Source organism: Fodinicola feengrottensis (assembly GCF_010993775.1).
GTDB classification, from domain to species: Bacteria; Actinomycetota; Actinomycetes; order Mycobacteriales; family HKI-0501; genus Fodinicola; species Fodinicola feengrottensis.
The window spans coordinates 29,407-47,306 of the sequence record NZ_WOTO01000069.1 but is presented as its reverse complement, the minus strand read 5'-3'; the positions used below and the strand labels follow the sequence as shown (position 1 = coordinate 47,306).

Below are 17,900 nucleotides of genomic sequence, written 5' to 3'. Positions count from 1 at the left end.
TGGGTGTGAAGGTGAAGGGTCCGCACGGGGGTCGGGGACAGCGGGGGGGGTCCCGTCTAAGTTGACCGACTTGGGTGTGAAGGTGCCGGGTCCGCACGGGGTGGGGACAGGGCCTGGGTGCCGTCGGAGTTGGCCGACTGTGGGTGAAAGGTGCGCTCGCGCGGGGTGAGCTACGTGCGGGCGGGGGTCATCCAGCGGATCATGGCGTATTCGACTAGGCGGATCAGGGTTTGTTTGGTGGATTCGCGGTCGCGGGCGTCGCAGGACATGACGGGGACGGCGGGGTCGATGGTCATGGCTTCGCGTACGTCGGCGAGGGTGTGGCGGAGTTGGCCGTCGAAGCGGTTCACGGCCACTACGTACGGCAGACCGCGCTCTTCGAAGAAGTCGACCGCGGAGAACGAGTCGGCGAGGCGACGGGTGTCGACCAACACGACCGCGCCGATGGCGCCGCGGACCAGGTCGTCCCACATGAACCAGAAGCGGTGCTGCCCAGGCGTACCGAACAGGTAGAGGATCAGGTCCTCGGCGAGCGTACGACGGCCGAAGTCCATCGCGACGGTGGTGGCGACCTTGTCCGGGGTGGCGGCCAGGTCGTCAACGCCGAGACTGGCGGTGGTGATCTGGGCTTCGGTGGTCAGCGGCGGGATCTCCGACACCGCGCCGACGAAGGTCGTCTTGCCGACCCCGAAACCGCCGGCCACCACGATCTTCGCCGAAGTGATCCGGCTAGATGCGACGGAGTCCACTCAACACCCTTTCCATCAGCGCCAGATGCGCGTCCCGGTCGTTGGCCGGCGCGTTCCGGTGGACGGCGATCAGGCCGGCGTCGGCCAGGTCGCCGAGCAACACCTTGGCCACCCCCAGCGGCACCGACAGCGCCGACGCCACCTCGGCCACCGACCGCGGCTGCGCGCAGAGCCGGACAATCGAGCGGTGCTCCACCCGCGGCGCCGCCGTTTCCGTAGCCTGCTCGGTCGTCGATACCAGCGTCTCAATCTCCAGGTCGATGGACGACTTGGTGCGCCCGCTCGTCCATGTGTACGGGCGTACGACGGTAGCGGCTGTGTCCACGGTGATCGCCTGCGCGGGTGCCTCGACATCCTCCGGCGGTGCCGGCGGGGGCGACTGGAACAGGTCCTGACCAGCGACTTCGGCTCGTACGGCAACGATCGGGGGCGGCTCCTGGGCACGCTGGCGCCGCTGCCGGCGCCGGCTGCCGAGGCTGAAGGCGTTGACCACGTCCCCGAAGGTCGCCTCCGCGTGCGCGGCCACATGGCCGGCCTCCGGGCTCGATCGACACGATCCGGCCGCCGACCGGCCGCTGGTCGGTAGTCGGCACCACGACCGGCGGCGGCTCGGCCAGGTCCTCGGCCGGAGCGGGCAGTGCGGTGAACTCGCCGGTGTGGCCGGGCTCGTGCCGGCCAGCCCAGATCGGCGGCTCACCGCGGCTGGTCATCGCTCAGGCTCTGGTTGGCGAAACGGGTTCGGTCGGCAAATACGACGTGCCCTGCAGCTCGGCCCGCAGCCGCGGGGTGAGGATCTGGCCGACCTGCTCCACCAGCAGGGCCATCTCGTACGCGACCTGGCCGATGTCGCAGTTCGGCGTGGCCAGCACCGCGAGGCAGGACCCCTCGCCAATCGCCATCAACATGAGCAGGCCGCGGTCCATCTGGACGACCGTTTCCCGGACCCCGCCGGCGTCGAAACACCGAGCCGCGCCCTGGGCCAGGCTGAGCAGCCCGGCGGCGGCCGCCGCCAACTGGTCGGCGCGGTCCTGCGGTAGCCGCGCCGACGCGGTCAGCAGCAACCCGTCGGTGGAGACGACGACCGCGTGCGCGGCACCCGGCACCCGCTCGGTGAAGGTGGTGACCAACCAGCCGAACTGGGCGATGGGCGAATCACTCCCGGTCATCCACTCTCCCGTCCTGCCCCGTCCACTGTGGTGTCAGTACTACCAGCCGCGCCCACCGACCGGGCCTGCCGCACGCCGCGTTGGTAGCTGGCGAATTGGTCACGTACCCGCTCGGCGCTCTGCCGGGCGATCGGCGCGACCTTCGCGGGAGGCTCGGCGGGGACCACCGCGGCCGGTGCCGGGGAGGACGCGGTGCCTGGTACGAGCATCGCTCGCGGCACCCGTTTGGGCAGCCCAGCGGCGGTCACCTTGGTGGGTTTGCCGGCCAGCGCCCGGGTGACCGCGGCGATGTCGGCGTCCGCGGCCGTGGGTCCACGACTGGGTGGCCTTCTGCGGAGTTTTCTCGTCTTCTTCGGCGAACCAGCCGGTCTGCATCTGGTTGAAGATCGGGGTGCCCTCCGGCGGCCCGGCGACCTGGTCGGCGGCCGGCGGCGGGGGGCGATCAGGATCTCGCCGGTGTGCTCGGCGTTGGTCGCCCACTCCGGCGCGAGGCCGGCGACCTCCTCGACCGCGGCCGCCGCGGCCGCGATGGCCGGCGAGATCGCCGAGATCGCCGAGCCGTTGACCGGGGCCGGCGAGACCTGCTCGGGGCCGACCGGCGGCGGCACCGTCCGAGGTGCCTTGGCGAGCCGCCGCGGCCGCCGTTTGGGCAGGCTGGCCAGCAAATCGGCGCGGTGGCCGCCGTTGAGCACCTTCTGCCGCGGCGACGGCCGCCACTCGTCCGCCGGGCCGGCGTGCTGGGCTTCGCTCTCCGGCTGCAGCAGCGCCGCCGGCAGCGTGATGGTCGCTCGTACGCCGCCGAGCTCCTCGCCGGAGTGCAGCAGCACCCGCACGCCGTGCCGGCGGGCAAGCCGGCCGACCACGAACAAGCCCATCCGGCGGGACGTGCTGCGGCTCCATCTCGGCGGTCGACGACAGCTGCGCGTTGGAAGCCTCGACCTGTTCCTGCGGCATGCCAATGCCGTGGTCGAGGATGTCCAGCGACACCCCGCCAGCGCGGGCCGGATAGCAGCTGACGGTGACCTGGGTGCTCGGCGGGGAGAACGCGGTGGCGTTGTCCAGCAGCTCGGCGACCAGGCGTACGACATCACCGACCGCATAGCCGGCGACGGCCAGCGCGGCCGGCGGCCCGACCACCACCCCCGCTGGTAGTGCTCGATCTCCGAGACCGCCGCGCGCAACACGTCCTGTAGCCCGACCGGACGGGTGAACTGCCTGGTCACGTCCGTACCGGAGAGCACCATCAGGTTCTCGTTGTTGCGCCGCATCCGGGTGGCCAGGTGGTCCAGCTGGAACAGGATCGACAGCTGGTCCGGGTCGTCCTCGTCCTGCTCCAGCTGCTCGATCAGGGCCAGCTGGCGCTGTACGAGCGTCTCACTGCGGCGGGACAGTTGACGAAGATCTCCGCGTAGTTGCCCCGCAGCCGGGTCTGCTCGACCGCCAGCCGCAACGCCTGCGCGTGCACCGCGTCGAAAGCGGCGCCGAGCTGGCCGATCTCGTCCGGCCCGGCGACCAACGCGACCATGGTGTCCACCCGGCGGCCGGCCCGCAGGTCGGCCACCGCGGCCGGCAACCGGCGGGCGGCCACATCGTCGGCCCGCCGGCGCAACGCGCCCAGCGAGCGGACCAGCTGGCGAGCGATCGCGATCATCACGCTGGCCGCTATCAGCAACGCCACGAAGAGGATCACCGACGCGAGCCCGGCCGCGTTGCTGGCGTTTTCGCGTAGCTGCGCGACTTGGGCTTGCAGCTGCCGGGGTCAACGTGATCGCGAGCCCGTTGAGCGCCATCGCGGTCTGATCGGAAGCGCCGTTCCACCCGGCCGGCACAGTCGGCTCAGCGCCAAGCACCTCTACTTTTAGCTGCTCACGACTGCGGGCCGCCGACGCACCCATCGCGTTCTGATAGAGAGCCGCGTCGGCCGGGCTCGCGCTGGCCAGGAAATCGGCGGCCCGTACGGCCATCCGGGCATCCGAGGCGCGCACCAGGTCCCGTTGGGCGGCGGTGATCGTCCCGCTCGTACCGGCCAGCACGGCCCGCTGCACCGCGACTTCCTCCTGCACCGCCCGCAGGTCGAAAAGCGCCAGCGCGGCCGCGCTGAGCCGCGGGTCGGCCAACCCAGCGGCCAACTCCTGGTCAAAAAGCCGCAGCGGCCCGATGAGCCGCGAATATCCGTCGACGACCTGCGCCGCCGGCTCGGCGGACGTACGTAGGGACGACAGCCCGGACAACGCCGAAATGGCCGTCGGACGCAGCCCGGCCGGCAGTGGCCCGGCGGCGGATAACCGCTGGGAGAGGGCCTTGTTGGCACTGTCGGTGACGCGGTAGTACGGCTCCATGCCAGCGCCGCGAGTGCCAGCCGCGATCTCGGTGGCCGCGGCCGTACGCTCCTGTTGCAGGCCAGCAACGACATCGCCCAGCGCGGCGGTGACGGCGACGAGTTTCTGCGTTCGGGCGTACTCACTCGTCTTCGCGACCGCGCCCTGGATCTGCACCCCGCCGAGCGTGAACAGGAAGAGCAGCGGCACGCCGATAACGGCGACCAGCTTGGTGGTCAGCCGCCAGTCCCGCCAGCGGGTCAACCCGGCGCGGCGGGGACGCTCGTACGCGCTGTCGTCCATCGACCTATTGCCCGTCCGGTCGGGTGCAGCCCGCTCGTCCAGCCATCCCGACCCCCTTCGCGGTCACTCCCCCGCGGGAATCCGTGGTGGCGGGCCGAAATCCTGGGCGGTTCACCGCCCGATGGGCGCGGTGCACAAACCCGCCGGGCTCAGCGTTGGCCACACCCAGACCAATCACGTTCACCGCTTACCGTTTACTGCCGTAACTTTTCTTGCCAAACGCCGAACACCGGGACAATCTTTTGGGGAATACACCCTGCTAGGATCCCCGCGAGTGGAGGCAACTTTACACCACCGGCACAGTTGTTCCGCACCCTGCGAACAGCGAGGAATTAATAGTCGGTGGCGACGATGGCCAACGACCCGGAAATGAACTATACGCGTCCCTTTCATGAGTGGCGCGCATAAACGGCACCGCTTGATGGACCTTGACAACAGGGTGTCGAACCACCGGCCGGGAGGGACGAATGTCACAGCCACCGTACGGGCAGCCGCCGACGATGCCGTTGCATAATTCCCCAGCCGGCGCCTTCGGACAGGCTCTTTCCGAACACAGCCTTTCTGACCACCATCTCTCTGAACACGGTCTCTCTGAACACACTGGCGCGCTGTCCGGGCTGCCGCTGGATCAACAGCCAGATTATCTGGCCATCCAGGCCAGCCCGGAGTTCGCCGACCTGCGCCGCCGGCTGCGCCGGTTCGTGTTCCCGATGACCGTGGTGTTCCTCGGCTGGTATCTCGCCTTCGTGCTGCTCGCCGCGTACGCGCACAGCTTCATGAGCTACCGGCTCTATGGCACCATCACGGTCGGCTTGGTGCTCGGCGCTCTGCAGTTCGTGTCGACGCTGGTGATCACCACCTGGTACGTCCGGTTCGCCCGCCGGCGGATCGACCCGCGGGTCACCGAGATCCGCCGGCAGGCCGGTTTGGAGGCGGAGTGACAGGAAATCCCCTCATCAATACGGCGGTTTTCGTGGCATTCCTGCTTGTCACGCTTTTCGTCGTTTACCGGGCCGGCAACCGGAACAGCACCACGGTCGACTACTACGCGGCCGGCCGCGGCCTGAGCGGCCCACAGAACGGGCTGGCGATGGCCGGCGACTACCTGTCCGCGGCCTCGTTCCTGGGCATCGCCGGCGCGATCGCCATCAACGGCTACGACGGTTTCCTCTATTCCATCGGCTTCCTGGTGGCGTGGCTGGTCAACCTGCTGTTGGTCGGGGAACTGCTGCGCAACACCGGCCGGTTCACGATGGGTGACGTGCTGAGCTTCCGGATGCGCCAACGCCCGGTCCGAGCCGCCGCGGCCACTTCCACGCTGGCTATCTCGTTTTTCTATATGGTCGCGCAAATGGCCGGCGCCGGCGGTTTGGTGGCATTGCTGCTCAACGTACACACCAGATGGGGCCAGGCGCTGGTGATCATCGGCGTCGGGCTGGTGATGATCTTCTACGTACTGGTCGGCGGGATGCGCGGGACCACTTTCGTACAGATCATCAAAGCCGCGTTGCTGATGCTGACGATCACCCTGATCACCGTCTTCCTGTTGGGAAAGTTCGGTTTCAGCATCTCGGCGATCATGGAACAGGCGGCCGCGCACAACCCGAAAGGCACGGCGATCCTCAGCCCTGGGGTGGAATACGGCAAAACCGACCTGAGCAAACTGGATTTCGTGTCGCTTTCACTGGCTTTGGTCCTCGGCGTGGCCGGTCTCCCGCACATTCTGATGCGGTTCTACACCGTGCCCAACGCCCGCGAAGCCGCCGATCGGTGGTGTGGGCGACCTGGACGATGTCCATTTTCTACCTGGCCACGCTGATAGTCGGCTTCGGTGCGGCCGCTTTGGTCGGCACCGACGCGATCCTCGCCGCCCCCGGCGGACAGAACTCGGCCGCGCCACTGCTCGCATTACACATTGGCGGCACCGTGCTGCTGGCCGTCGTCGCGGCCGTCGCCTTCGCCACCATCCTGGCTGTTGTCGCCGGCCTCACGCTGGCCGCGTCGGCGTCTTTTGCCCACGATGTATACGCAAACATCATCGCCCGAGGCCGGGCCCGCCCCGGCGCCGAAATCCGGGTAGCCCGCATCTCCGCGGTGGTTTTCGGCCTGCTGTCCATCGCCGGCGGCATCCTCGCGAACGGCCAGAACGTCGCCTTCCTGGTGGCACTGGCCTTCGCCTTCGCCGCGTCCGCGAACCTGTCGACGATCCTCTACACGCTGTTCTGGAAACGTTTCAACACCAGCGGCACGCTCTGGGGAACTACAGTGGACTGATCTCGTGCTTCGCGCTCGTCGTGCTCTCCCCGACCGTTTCCGGCTCCCCCATGTCCATTTTCCCGCACCTGCATTTCGCATACTTCCCGCTGACAAACCCCGGCATTGTCTCCATTCCAGTGTCGTTCCTTTTCGCTTTCCTGGGCACCGTCATTTCGCGCGGCCACTCCGAACCCCGCCGACAGGCCGAAATGGAAGTCCGCTCCCTCACCGGCATCGGCTCGTAGCACTCTTTCGGCGCCGAGTGCGGGACTTTGTCCCACGCTCGGCGCCGAAAGTGGGACTTTGTCCCGCGCTCAGAGCTCCGGCTGGCTCGCCGGCGAGAGCAGCTCGCGCGCAGCGCACCCGGCTCGGTGAGCGGAAGGTCGCAGACAAAACCCCGGCACGGGTAGGCGGCCGGCTGGCCCCCGACGAGCGGCCGGTCAGCCAGCAGCGGCACTCCCGGCGCGTCCGGCTCGCCAAAAACCACCACCGCGCCCGCGAAGAACCCGCCGCCCACGCGGCTCGACGCAGCTCGCTCGTACCGTCCGGATCCCCCGCGACGGCAACCTGATACGGCCCCGCCAACGCGGCCTCGGCCACCGCGAGCGCCCAGCCGGCGAACCGGGGCGCCCGCGCCATCACGGTCGACAGCCGGTTGAGCCCGGCCTCGGCGGCCTCCCGATGCCGGGACGACCCCGTCAGCGCCGCGTACGTGAGCAGGGCCTCGCAGGCCAGCGACATCCCGGACGGCGTCGCGCCATCGGTCATCTCCGCCGGCCGTACGACCAACGCCTCCGCATCGTCGGCGGTGTCAAAGAAGCCACCCTCGCCGTCCGCGAAATGATCCAGCACGATGCCCAGCAGCTGTTCGGCGCGGGACAACCAGTGCAGCGACCCAGTTGCTTGATGCAGCAACAAAAACGCCTCAGCCAATGCCGCGTAGTCCTCCAGCACTCCGGCCGGCGCCCCCACCACGCCATGCCGCGACGCCCGCCGCAGCCGGCCGGCCGTCAACGAAATGCAGGTGCCAGATCAGGTCGCCGGCCGAGGCCGCCAAGTCCACAGTGGACGGACTGCCGCGAAGCACGCCGTACTCGACCAAAGCGGTGATAGCCAACCCGTTCCAGGACGCCACCACCTTGTCGTCCATCGCCGGCTGCGGCCGTACTGCCCGTGCCGCCCACAGCTGCTGCTGGATTTCCGCCCAACGGTCCACATCGTCCGGATCCGTCCGCAACTGCAGCACACTGGAGCCGTGTTCGAACGTTCCTTCCTTCGTCACCGAGAGCAGATCCGCGGCCCACTTTCCGTTGTCAGGGCCAAGAACCTCGACGAGCTGATCGGGTGTCCAGGCGTACGTCAAGCCCTCGACACCGTCGGTGTCAGCGTCCAGCGACGCCGCGAACGCGCCCTCTGCCGTCTTCACATCCGTCAGCAGGAAGGCAACCGTCTCGTCCGCGACCCGCTGCGCCAACGGCGACCCGGTCCGCTGCCAGAGGTGCGTGTACGCGCGGAGCAGCAAAGCGTTGTCGTACAACATCTTCTCGAAATGCGGCACAGTCCAGGTGGCATCCACCGAGTAGCGAGCGAAACCGCCGGCCAACTGGTCGTACATACCGCCCCGGGCCATCGCCTCGGCCGTACCCTCCACCATGGACAGTGCGACCGCGGAGCCAGTCCGATGATGGTGCCGAAGCAGGAACTCCAACACCGACGACGGCGGAAACTTGGGCGCCCCACCAAAACCACCGCGCGCCGCATCGTAATCCTTGTGCAGAACGGCAATGCAGCCGTCCACCAGCTCCGCACTGAGCGGCCCACCGGCCGGCAGCCGGCTCCCCAACGCCTGGACAACCTCCGCGCTCTGCTTCAGCACCGCGTCCCGCCTGTTCTGCCAGGCGTCCGCGACCGCGGACACGAGCCGCGCGAAGTTGGCGGGCGGAAAATACGTCCCGCAGAAGAAGGGCTGACCGTCCGGAGTGGCGAACACCGTCATCGGCCACCCCCACCCTGCCCGTCATCGCCTGCGTGGCCTCCATGTAGACCGCGTCGACGTCCGGTCGCTCCTCCCGGTCAACCTTGATCGGCACACAGTTCTCGTTGACCAACGCGGCGATCTCCGCGTTCTCAAACGACTCATGCGCCATCACATGACACCAATGACAGGCCGCGTACCCGACCGAGACCAACACCGGCACGTCGCGCCGGCGGGCCTCCTCAAAAGCCGCATCTGACCACTCCCACCACTCCACCGGGTTGTCCGCATGCTGGAGCAGATAGGGCGACGTCGCACTCCCTAACCGATTCACCCCACCATCGTCACACGCAACGTGCCCCCAGCAGTGCCGTACCCGCCATCTGCCGCTGTGACTCATCTCCGACCCACGGCTACTGCGCTTCCACGAACTCCTAGCCGTCGCAAGCGTCGCTCGATGCACTGAGCTCCGCTCAGGTGAGCCACCGGCTCAGTACTGCGCTCCAGCCTGGCCGACTATTCAGGTCGTCGTGCGACCACCTTGCTTGACCCGGGAGGCATACGACCCGGACGCGCCGATTCCCGCTGGGGCATAGTTGAAAACACCAGACTGGAGCCCGATCTGTGATTCCAGCAGCCAGCATCACCTCTTGGGTAACTTGTCGTCCCTTGGCCTAACCGCGTCGCGATTTGCGTTCTGAGGCCCAACGTTCTCGCCCGCAAAGACTTGAACGCGCGCGCTCTATGTTTCGTTGAGGTTATTGTGAAAGTATGCATTTCCTGATTGCCCGTACGTGATCAAACTGTCGGTGCCAGCGGTAGAATTAACAGCATGGCCGCCGGCGACGACACCACCACTCCAGAACTCTGGAGGTGTGACCCGGACGAGCTCGGTGAGCTGCTGCAGGAGAAAGAAAAAGCGGTCCGGCTGCTGCAGGTCGAGGTGTTGGACATTGTCGCGGCGATCCACCGGGGAAATGTCGGCAAGACGCTCGGGCACCGCAACACCCTGGGGATGCTGCAGGATCTCCTGCGGCTGTCTCCCACGGAGGCGTCCCGGCGCTACAAGCGGGCCCTGAACCTGTGCCCCAGTCAAGCCCTGACCGGTGAAACGCTCGCGCCCACACTCAGTATCGCGAGTGAGGCGATGCGCCGTGGTGAGCTCGCGGACTCCCAAATCGACACGATTGTTGGGGTCGTGACCAGGCTCCCGGCCAGGGTAAACATCAAAGACCGTGAAGAAGCCGAAGCTTCCCTGGTGGAACACGCGAAACGGTACACCGCACCAGGCCTAGCCAAAGTAGGGCGACGCATCCACGACCACCTGGACCCCGACGGACCAGCGCCCTCCGAACACGAAAACGAGACACCACGCCGCGAACTATCCCTCCACACCGGCACAGACGGACGCCTGAACTTCACCGGCTCCTTCGACGGCGAAACCGGCACGCTCTTCAGTGAAATCCTCAGTCCACTGGCCAAACCTCGCCCCGCTGAGAACGGCACCCCTGATCAGCGGTCAGTGTCTGTCTGGCGCAACGGGGACGCGCTCGCGGAAGCCCTGAATCTGATCGCGGACTCCGGGAAACTCCCCATCCAGGGCGCCGAGCGGCCGCATCTCACCATCACCATAAGCTGGGACATGCTGCGCGAGCGGCTCGGTGTCGCTTATCCGTACAGTGGTGCACCGATTTCCCCAGAAGGCGTCCGCCGGCTGGCGTGTGACGCGGACATTATCCCGATGGTGCTGGGCAGCGACAGCGTGCCCCTGGATGTCGGGCGCAACGAACGACTCATCACACCAGCCCTACGCAAAGCCCTGATAGCGCGAGACAAAGGCTGCGCCAGGTGCGGCCGACCACCCCGCTGGACGAGGGGGCACCACGTGCAGCACTGGGCGGACGGTGGGGCTACTTTCCTTGAAAACTGCGTGCTCCTGTGCGATCGCTGCCATCGGCTCGTCCACCACGGCGGCTGGGACGTACGCATTGTTGACGGAATTGTTGAATTCCTTCCGCCCGCGTACGTTGACCGCGAACGAAGACCCATCCGCGGGATTAACCAGCTCGCCGCATAGGAAAATCCACCCGGCCGCCGGGCACCACCACACCCGGCGGCCCACAACCCTGCCCTACCGCTTGCCAAAAAAATGCCACCTGCCTGATGAGTAGGATGTTGGCGAACGTACGGAAGAGAGCGCCAACCATGATCCTGCCGCCAGTTCGAGACCCGCGCTTCGTGACGGTCCGCCGCGGTGGGACCTTGACGGATTCGGATCACCATCTACTCGCCCTTTGGGCGACCTCATGCGCTGAGCACGTCCTGGAACTATTCGAGTCCCCTCACCCTGGGGATCCACGGCCGCGCCAGGCCATTGAGCATGCCCGCGCCTGGGTGCGTGGCGAGGTCAAGATGATGGAGTCTCGCGCGGCCGGCGGTCATGCCATGGGGGCAGCGCGGGACAAGCGAGGAGCGGCACGGTACGCCGCGTACGCTGCTGGTCAGGCTGGCGCCGTGGCGCATGTCGCCGCCGCCCACGAACTCGGTGCGGCCGCCTATGCGATCAAGGCCGCACGGGCTGCTGCGCCGAAAGACGAGGCCGGGGCTGCGGGTCGACTCGAATGCCAATGGCAGCGTGACCAGCTTCCGGAGGCGATTCGCGAGCTCGTCATCGACGACCAGCGGTTGCGAAACAGCATCTGTTGGTCAGTCTTCGACTGCTGAGCCGCAGATTCTCCGTGTTTCGGCATGAGGCTACTGAACTGCGCCCGATTGGGTGAGCAGGGTTTGATACCAGTCGCTCCAGGGGTTGTGGTGGTGGCTGGGTAGTTGGCGATCGGGTTGGTGGCGAGGGTGGCTGAATCGAAGTCCCAGCCGCGGACGATGTGGCCGGACTGGCGGGCGGCGATGATGAAGGCGGACTCGGTGGCAGGGGCCGCGTAGAAGAGTGCGCCTTCTTGCAGAAGTGCACTGTCGCCTTTCTGGAATTCGTCAAAAGCCGTTTGCTGGTAACGAATCCGGGTCGACGGCTGGCGGTCTGTCGCGTACCGCAGGGTTTGTACGGGAGCGGCGCCGTCGGCGCCGGTGGAGACAGTGATGTGGGCTGTGCCACGGATCGAGGTGGACTTGTCGAAGGCGGCATCGGATGTCTTCGCGTTTCCGGTCCAGGCGACTGTTCCCGAGCCGGTGTCCAGCACGCCGTTCCAGTCCCAGTTCTGGCTGTTGGACTGGCTGCGATGAATTTCCCGCACCGTGGTGCCGGCGGGGTTGGTAAAGGCGACGGTGGGCAGTACGCCACTGTCGTACTTGTGGCTGGCGGACCAGGTAATCTCGCCGTCGGCGCCCAAATGGCCGACGTGGTACCAAAGTGTGCTCGCGGTCTCCGACTGATGGACTTCGACGAGCCAACCGTTGTCGTTAAGCGCAACCGCAGGTGTCGTCCCACTGTCGTAGTGTCCATGCCGCAACCACGTGACGGTCCCGTCGGCACCGTACGTGCCGGTCCAGTACCAAAGGCCGCCACCGCCGGAATCGTGCACCTCAACGATTTGGCCGTGACCGTTCAGCGCGACGGCCGGGTGATAGCCGAGGTCGCGATGGTATTCGCTGCGGCTGGTCGGATCACCGGACAACAACGTCAGTACGCGACCGCGCAAAGCGTCGACCGTCGGTTGGCCGGCCGGATAGTCCTTGGCTTTAAGCAAACTTGAACCGAACGCCGTTTCGAGCTCCTGGTTGAGCGCGGTCAGGTTGCCGGCCGCGTACGACACGTTGTCGGTCAGGTCGTCCTTGAGATCGAGCATGACCACCAGCGGCGCGTGTGTCGGATGTGCGTTCGACCAACCGGCCACCACATTCAGCCAGTCCCGCAAAAGATTCGACGCCGGATTGCCAGCATGGTCGACCGCGTCGCCGGCACTGTTGTGCCCGATGGAATAGTCGTGGTCGGTGGCGTAGTCGTTGTCCTGGATGTCGAATTCGACAAATCGTACGCCATGATCCAACTGGTAAACGATGGAATTCTTGGCGCGCGTCCACATTCCCGGAATAACTGTTGTGGGTCGCTAGAAACACCGCGGAGGTGAAGGGCTGGCTGGCGGCCGCCGCTGGCCCTGGCATGCCGCCAACCACGAGGGACACCGCCAGCGCAAGACCCAGTGCGGCAGACTTGCGAACACTCGAAAACGTCATCGCCGATCCCCAGGCTCGATGTCGATCGAATCCCCGACACTGTCTCACACAACCTGTTTTGTGACGGCAAAATCAGACATCGCGGGATCGGTCAACCCTGCGGGGACGTCCGAATCCGGCCTATCGGTTCGAGTGGTCGCGCTCGCGCAGGCGGGCGAGCAACTTGCGTACGAGCGTGTGCACCCGGCTCTCGCCGCGGCCGAACGCGGCGAGGTCTTCCAGCCAGGGCGGCAGAACCCGGTCGCGAGAGGTCATACCAGCAGAGTAGTGCATCTTTAGCCTGGCCAGAGCGCCTTCTCTATCGGCATCCGCCGACGGCCCCACGTCCCTATTATGGGCGACGGAGGGACAGTGCGATGACAATCTTGATCCGTGCACGTGACGTGCCGGCCCGGCAACGCCACGACGCCTGGCGGAGCGTGGCCGCGGACATGCTTGGCCCGTTGGACGTGTACGTCGACCCGGACGTGCCACTGCGCGGCGAGATCCACGCGGACACGCTCGGTCCGCTGCGGGTCGGCCGCATCCAGACCACCACGCCACACGGCGTCAGACGGACCGCCGGTCAGGTCGGCCGGGACAGCCGCGAGCTTTACCGGGCGGTGCTGGCGATTTCCGGCAGCCCCCGGCTCCGGCAGGACGGACGCGCCTCGCAACTGCGCAGCGGCGATTTCGCGATTTACGACTTCGCCCGGCCGTACGAGCTGGCCTACGACTCAACCGTACGACTCGCGGTTTTCAGCTTTCCGCGGGAAATGCTGGCGCTGCCGGCGGGTTCGGTTCGCGAGCTCACCGCGGTGCCGATCACCGCCGAAGGGACCGGCGCGCTGGTGGCCCCTGCTGCGCCGGGTCGCCGCCGACGTGGAGACCTACCAGCCCGCCAGCGCGGCCCGACTGTCGACGGTGGTGATGGACCTGATCACCACCGCTGTCGCCGAGCGGATCGACCGCATCGACGCGGTGTCGGCGCAAACGCAACAGCGGACGATGTTCGTACGCGTCAACGCCTTCATCGAAGAACATCTGGCCGAAACCGATCTCACGCCCGGTCTGATCGCGGCCGCCCATCACGTGTCTTTACGTTACCTGCACCGACTTTTCGAGCCCCAGCACACCACTGTGGCGGCTTGGATTCGACATCGGCGGCTGGAGAAATGTCGCCACGACCTGGCGGACCCGGCTTTGCACACCCTGCCTGTCAGTGCGATCGCGGCCCGCTGGGGGGCTGCCGGATCCAGCGCATTTCAGCCGGCTTTTCCATCGTACGTACGGATTGCCACCGGTCGAATACCGGCACCGCTGCCTCCTGCCGACGGCCTCGGTGGGCGTGCACGGATAGTCAAGAGGCTGGCACCGGAAACCAAGACCGGACGGGTACGCGCCGCGCAGACTGTCGCCAACAACGAAAGGAGTCCGCGATGGCCGCGACACTGTTCGTCAACCTCCCGGTCGAGGATCTGGACCGGTCCAAGGCCTTTTTCACCGCCCTCAGCTTCGATTTCTTCGGCGCGACCGAGGACATGGCATCGGTCATCATCAGCGAGCGCACCCAGGTGATGCTGCTGAAGAAGCCACTTTTCAGCTCGTTCATCGCAAATGACATCGCCGACCCGGCCAAGAGCACGCAGGTAATGCTCGCGCTGGGCCTCGAGGACCGCGCACAGGTGGACGGGCTGGTCGACAAGGCGCTCGCGGCCGGCGCCACCCCGATCGGCGAGGCCCGGGACGAAGGTGGCCGTTATCAGCGTGCCTTCCGGGATCTGGACGGCCACCACTGGGAAGCCCTCTGCCTGGTTCGTCCCACCGACTGAAAAGAATGCCGATGACAGCCATGGTGACCTCAGCGGACGGCACCAGGATCGGGTACGACCGGACCGGCGACGGTCCGGCGATCGTGCTGGTTCATGGTGCCTTCACTGACAAAACGCATCCCACCCTGGCGACCGTGGCGGCCGCGCTGGCGCCCTGGTTCAGGGTGTTCAACTACGACCGGCGCGGTCGCGGCGAAAGCGGCGACACTCGCCCGTACGCGGTCGAACGCGAAGTCGAGGACCTCGCTGCCGTCATCGCGGCGGCCGGCGGGTCGGCGATGGTGTTCGGCGGGTCCAGCGGATCCGGTCTGGTGCTCCAGGCGGCTTTCGGTGGCCTCCCGATCACCCGGCTGGCGCTCTGGGAGCCGCCCTATCACGTCGACGAAACCGCGCCGCCCCTGTCGCCCGATTTCGCGGATCGGCTGGGAAAGCTGGTCGACAGCGGCCGGGCAGGGGACGCGGTGGCGATGTTCATGACCGAAGCGGCGCAGGTCCCCACCGAGCTGGTCGCCATCATGCGGGCCGACCCCGTCGTGGCTGGCCAGCGAAACCATCGCGCACACGCTGGCGTACGAGGCCGCCGTGATGGGACCGGGCAACGCCCTGCCGGCCGAGCGGCTCGCGACGGTGACCCCCAGCGACGCTGGTCCTCACCGGCGGCGCCAGCCCGGCATGGATGGTCAATGCCGGAAAGGCAGTAGCCGCAACGATTCCCGGCGCGGCGCACCGAGTGCTGGAGCACCAGACGCACAATGTCGACCCGGCCGCACTCGTACCAGAGCTGCTCGAATTCTTTGTCACCGCGGAAAACGGTCAGCCGGCCTGAACTGTTCGGTGGCGCAGTGGCGAAAACAGCGCGATCGCGGTAGCCAGCGCCATTGCGCCACCGCTGACCAACAAAGTGACCCGGGCACTGGCGACCGAGCCGAGCACACCGCCGAGCAGCGCACCGAGCGTTTGGGTGCCGTAGACCAGAAATCGCCAGGTGGCATTCGCGCGCGAGAGCAGTTCCGGGGCGATCAACGCCTGCCGGAAAGTTTGCTGGTTGACCCCGTAAAGTGACGGGCCGGCACCGCGGAAAAGCTGTGAGGCCAAGACAAGAACAACGAAAGGCCCCGCCACCAACAAGCCAGCCGCGGCCGCGACGCCCAGCCCGGTGATGAAAGCCCGGCCGGGGCCGATCCGTCGGGTGATCGGCGTTGCCAGCAGGGCGCCCAAAATCCCGGCACCACCGGCGATCGCGATGACCACGCCTACAAGCCCCGGCGGAAAATCGAGAGTTCGTACGAGATAAAACACCAACACACCACATTCTGCATCTGACCAGCCAGCGCGCCGACCGTGGCGGCGATGGTCACCGCGCGAATGGTCCGGTGCCCGAAGACCGCCCGCAGTCCTTCGAAGACGCCCACCCACAGATTTTTGGGCCGTACGCTCGAAGCACCGCCCGCCACTTGAATGCGCGCTTTGGTCAGACCGGCCACCAGGAAAGAGACCGCGTCCACCGCGATCGCGATCGGTGCGGTCAAACAACACCACCAGCAACCCGCCGACGGCCGAACCGGCCGTGTTGACGCTCGCGTTGCTGACCATCAAAGCACTGTTGGCCGGCAGCAGATCGTCACGGGAAACCAGCGCTGGGGTGAAGGACTGAGCAGTCACTGTCTCGAAGAGATTAGCAGCGCCAGTAAGCAAAACGACGATATAGAGATGCCAAAGGCGCAGCGCGCCGAACAGGGCGAGCACCGGAATCGAGCCGACCAGCAGCGCCTGCGCCAAGTCCGCCAGCACCAGGACGCGCCGGTACGGAAGTCGGTCCACCCACACGCCCGCCGGCAGTCCCAGCACGAGCTGCGGGGCAAATGCGAGCGCGCCGAGAAACGCCCAGCTGAGCCGGTGCCGCGTGCAGGTAGACAACGGCGGTCAGCGGAAGGGCCACCGCGGTCACGCTGGATCCCAGCAGCGAGACGGAATTCCCGACGAACAGCCGGCGAAAGTCCGGATAGCGCGCCAGCACCGACAGCCGCCAGAAAGTCATTCCCCGACGCTACTTCGGTGTCACGCCAATCCCCGGGCAATGATGGGAGTGCAGTCGACACCGAGGAGAACCGATGAGCGGCCGTCAGCCGTTGATGCACGAGCTGTCGGTGTGCGTACGCGCGCCGACCGTGACACTTTCCGCTCTGGACGGCCAGATCGGGCCGCCCGACGACGTGGAGAATGGGCACGGCGTCCTACACGCGGACGTACGCGTCCTGTCCGGTGCGTCCGTCACCGTCGACGGCGTCGCCGCCGAGTCGTTGGCCGGAGGTGCCACCGGGACCGGCACCGCTGCGTTCGTCGGGCTGCTGCGACACCTCGGCGACGGCGTCCGGCTGGAGCGTCGGCGGGAGGTCACCGCGACCGGGATGCGGGAGCGGTTCGCGCTGGTCAACCATGGTGCCGCGACGGTGACCGCGACCGTACGACTGCACCTTGCCGCCGACGGGGTGCCGATATCGACCATCCGGGCGGGCCGCCGCGGGCCCTGTTGGGCATGGCGGTCGACGGAGTGGCGTTCCGGTGGCGTACGGACAGCGGGGTCGACGTACGGGCGACCGCCGAAGGCGGGGCGCGGGTGCAGGCGCCGGGAGTGCTGGCGTGGACGGTCGCCGTACCAGCCGGGCAGAGCCGCGAGATGAGTTGGGAGCTGCGGTGCGCGGACCGCGGCGCGGTGGTGGCGGCGGCACCGGAGCGGCCGTCCTGGTCGGTGCCCGTGGTCACCGCCGACGACCGGCGGTTGGCGGCCTGGGTCGCGGGTGCGCTGCGCGACCTGGACGAGCTGCGGATGACGTCGGCGGACGACGTGTTCATCGCCGCCGGCGCGCCCTGGTTCTTCACTCTTTTCGGCCGGGACAGCCTGATCACCGCCCGGATGCTGCTGCCGCTGGGCACCGAGGTGGCGGCCGGCACCCTGCGCGCGCTGGCTGCCCGCCAGGGCCGCCGGGTCGACCCGGACTCGGCTGAGGAGCCCGGCAAGATCCTGCACGAACTGCGGCGCGAACCGGTGGCCTACAGCACTGGGTTGGTGCTGCCGGCGGTCTACTACGGCACAGTCGACGCCACCTGCCTCTGGGTGACGCTGCTCAACG

Annotated in this window: 12 protein-coding genes and 4 pseudogenes; 8 read left to right on the top strand and 8 right to left on the bottom strand. The window is 67.3% G+C overall.

The window, feature by feature from the left end:
* Positions 1-170: 170 nt before the first annotated feature.
* The 5 genes and pseudogenes from GNX96_RS41725 to GNX96_RS66320 form a co-directional block, all read right to left on the bottom strand.
* Complete coding sequence (locus GNX96_RS41725; protein WP_279582902.1) at positions 171-749, bottom strand: GTP-binding protein; 579 nt, start codon at positions 747-749, stop codon at positions 171-173.
* The gene (locus GNX96_RS41720; protein WP_279582901.1) at positions 730-1,446 is read right to left on the bottom strand and encodes a DUF742 domain-containing protein; all 717 of its coding nucleotides are present in this window, start codon (positions 1,444-1,446) and stop codon (positions 730-732) included. Before GNX96_RS41720 ends, GNX96_RS41725 begins: the two co-directional genes overlap by 20 nt.
* 16 nt (positions 1,447-1,462) lie before the next feature.
* Entirely contained in the window at positions 1,463-1,915 is a 453-nt protein-coding gene (locus GNX96_RS41715) for a roadblock/LC7 domain-containing protein (RefSeq protein WP_163573104.1), read from the bottom strand.
* Positions 1,916-2,014: 99 nt separating this feature from the next.
* Positions 2,015-3,052, bottom strand: a complete 1,038-nt coding sequence (locus GNX96_RS66325; protein WP_390624290.1) for an ATP-binding protein — start codon at positions 3,050-3,052, stop codon at positions 2,015-2,017.
* A 647-nt stretch (positions 3,053-3,699) separates the two neighbouring features.
* Positions 3,700-4,536 (bottom strand): annotated as a pseudogene (locus tag GNX96_RS66320) (nitrate- and nitrite sensing domain-containing protein); the annotation flags it as partial.
* A 608-nt stretch (positions 4,537-5,144) separates the two neighbouring features.
* Between GNX96_RS66320 and GNX96_RS41705 the strand changes: the two are divergent.
* Together GNX96_RS41705 and GNX96_RS41700 are read left to right on the top strand one after the other, a co-directional pair.
* Positions 5,145-5,477, top strand: a complete 333-nt coding sequence (locus tag GNX96_RS41705; protein WP_279582903.1) for a DUF485 domain-containing protein — start codon at positions 5,145-5,147, stop codon at positions 5,475-5,477.
* A pseudogene (locus GNX96_RS41700) lies at positions 5,474-7,037 on the top strand (solute symporter family protein). The gene GNX96_RS41705 and the pseudogene GNX96_RS41700 overlap by 4 nt, the downstream one beginning before the upstream one ends.
* Before the next feature lie 92 nt (positions 7,038-7,129).
* Here the strand turns inward: GNX96_RS41700 and GNX96_RS41695 are convergent.
* A pseudogene (locus tag GNX96_RS41695) lies at positions 7,130-9,167 on the bottom strand (thioredoxin domain-containing protein); the annotation flags it as partial.
* Between the two features lie 432 nt (positions 9,168-9,599).
* Here GNX96_RS41695 and GNX96_RS41690 point away from each other — a divergent pair.
* Positions 9,600-10,844 (top strand): HNH endonuclease, encoded by a 1,245-nt coding sequence (locus GNX96_RS41690; RefSeq protein WP_163573102.1) that lies wholly within the window; start codon positions 9,600-9,602, stop codon positions 10,842-10,844.
* A 128-nt stretch (positions 10,845-10,972) separates the two neighbouring features.
* Positions 10,973-11,491, top strand: coding sequence for a putative immunity protein (locus GNX96_RS41685; protein WP_163573101.1), 519 nt, complete (start codon positions 10,973-10,975; stop codon positions 11,489-11,491).
* 1,587 nt (positions 11,492-13,078) lie between these two features.
* Here GNX96_RS41685 and GNX96_RS59240 read toward each other — a convergent pair.
* Positions 13,079-13,213, bottom strand: a complete 135-nt coding sequence (locus GNX96_RS59240) for a hypothetical protein (protein WP_279582900.1) — start codon at positions 13,211-13,213, stop codon at positions 13,079-13,081.
* Between the two features lie 101 nt (positions 13,214-13,314).
* Here GNX96_RS59240 and GNX96_RS66315 point away from each other — a divergent pair.
* The 3 genes and pseudogenes from GNX96_RS66315 to GNX96_RS41670 form a co-directional block, all read left to right on the top strand.
* Positions 13,315-13,782 (top strand): annotated as a pseudogene (locus GNX96_RS66315) (AraC-like ligand-binding domain-containing protein); the annotation flags it as partial.
* Between the two features lie 85 nt (positions 13,783-13,867).
* Positions 13,868-14,515 carry a helix-turn-helix domain-containing protein gene (locus GNX96_RS66310; RefSeq protein WP_390624289.1) on the top strand — a complete coding sequence of 216 codons (648 nt, stop codon included), beginning with the start codon at positions 13,868-13,870 and terminating at the stop codon, positions 14,513-14,515.
* A gap of 265 nt (positions 14,516-14,780) precedes the next feature.
* Complete coding sequence (locus GNX96_RS41670) at positions 14,781-15,470, top strand: alpha/beta fold hydrolase (protein WP_163573099.1); 690 nt, start codon at positions 14,781-14,783, stop codon at positions 15,468-15,470.
* 112 nt (positions 15,471-15,582) lie between these two features.
* On the opposite strand, the gene GNX96_RS41665 is transcribed toward GNX96_RS41670, so the two are convergent.
* Positions 15,583-16,686: an MFS transporter gene (locus GNX96_RS41665; protein WP_163573098.1), complete on the bottom strand. Its 1,104-nt coding sequence runs from the start codon at positions 16,684-16,686 to the stop codon at positions 15,583-15,585.
* Between the two features lie 194 nt (positions 16,687-16,880).
* On the opposite strand from GNX96_RS41665, the gene GNX96_RS59235 reads away from it, so the two are divergent.
* Positions 16,881-17,450, top strand: a complete 570-nt coding sequence (locus GNX96_RS59235; protein WP_279582899.1) for a glycogen debranching N-terminal domain-containing protein — start codon at positions 16,881-16,883, stop codon at positions 17,448-17,450.
* Positions 17,451-17,900: the final 450 nt, after the last annotated feature.